Genomic DNA, 1,739 nt, shown 5'->3' on the forward strand with positions numbered 1-1,739 from the left:
GAGGGCACTGAAAAAGCCCCCAAAATTAGCATGATTTGAGCAGAAGATAAGAGGGGACGGAATCCGGACCCTCTTATCTTCCTTTTTTTAGAGTTATAGCAGCTCAGTTTCTACTATTTTCTACTCATTAGTCCCCTAACAGAGCAAATATCCTCTTCATATTAGCAGCGAAGATGGTGAATGCTCCTTGCAGTTCCATACCAAACAGACCACGTCCTGATGCTACATCATAACCATGGCCATGTTTCAGCTCGCTGTTCTTGGCTTCGATTTTATAACGTTCTTTTGCCAGAGTCTTGAATTCTTCAGTTTCCTGATATGTCTTCTGTTCCGAATGGATAGTTGACATCAAGGTAACCGAGAATGACTTGGTCTTTGATCCTTCTTTGTAGCAACCTTCCCGATGCGGGCAAAGCCTACACTTCTCAACATCAAAGAAGTAGGTTCTTACTGCAGCCGAACCGGTTTTCTCTCTCTTTTTCTTTCCAGTTATTGTTTTCTTTATACTCATGTGTCCAGCTTTACAGACATACATCCCAGCATCTTTGTTGAAGGTGAAGTTCGGTGAATTCTTGTTTGGGCTATGTGTTACAGATTCGCTTAACCTGGATACAAGCTTTATTTTGCGTTCCTTTGCCATCTCCAAATTATCCTTTTCGGAATACGCAGAATCTCCAACGACTGAATCGACCTTCACTCCTACATTTTCTGTCATTGCAATCAACCCTTCAAGCTCTTTACCATCTGGCTTCTCTCCGGAGGTGATGGTGAAAGCAGTTAGTATTCTCTCAGGGGTAAGTGCAAGATGTGTTTTGTATCCGAAGAAAGAAGTGTCAGCAGTCTTGTGGCCTACACGTGCATCTGAGTCTTTAGAGCGTTCGATATGCTCCTGATTGTCTGCGAGCACCTCTTCCACATAGTTCAGCGCCTCCATTACAGTCGGATTCTTGATTATTTCCTCATCAGACCTAATCAGCCTGGTAAGCTTAATTGCATATTCAATCTGGTCTTCATAGATACCGCTTGTTACTTTCGCAGGCATCCTGTCCTTGTAACTTTCATCTATGTGGTATACCGCTTTTCTAAGGTTCTTGCAGCTCTCGATTAGAATTTCCCTTTGTGACTTCAGGTTGAACTGACTCTTCGTGTGGGTAGAATCTACTATTATGGTTCCTGTCTTGATTAAACTCTTCTTTATGGCATAACCTACACTTAGATTAACAAGCTCAGTAGGGATGTTAGTATCCTTAAGGCGAAGCTTCCTGAATTTGGTAAGTGAACTGGGATGGATAACTTCATCCTCCGGCGTCAATCCTAGAAAGAACTTAAAGGACATGTCGTACATTGAACGCTCAACAAGGTCTACATCTGATAGTGTGTACATTTCTTTGAGGACCAAATACTTAATCAGTCTCATAGGAGGGATGGCATTCCTTCCGTTGTCCAGACAATACTTCTTGATTAGCTCATCTTCAATCTTTGAAAAGTCAATCTCCTCAGAAAGACGACGAAGAATATGGTTCTTGGGGATGATCAAATCATAGAGCCCGGAGTATTTGCTTAAAGATATTTCTGTTTGGAAATTAATCATGGTACACCTCTAAAAATATAATAACCCTATACTAATAGTACCACATATCTATTAAATATACAATAGATATTACTTGGAATTCCAAAGAAAAAGACCTGAGCTCTTAACTCAGATCTTAGTTAATGTTCGGTACTTTTTCAGCGTCCTC

1 protein-coding gene is annotated in these 1,739 nt (G+C 40.9%); it reads right to left on the reverse strand.

The features are described from left to right. Positions 1-127: 127 nt before the first annotated feature. The gene (locus tag J2Z34_RS17485) at positions 128-1,591 is read right to left on the reverse strand and encodes an IS1182 family transposase (protein WP_209461158.1); all 1,464 of its coding nucleotides are present in this window, start codon (positions 1,589-1,591) and stop codon (positions 128-130) included. Positions 1,592-1,739: the final 148 nt, after the last annotated feature.

The sequence above is a fragment of the Youngiibacter multivorans genome (assembly GCF_017873395.1).
GTDB lineage: Bacteria > Bacillota > Clostridia > Clostridiales > Clostridiaceae > Youngiibacter > Youngiibacter multivorans.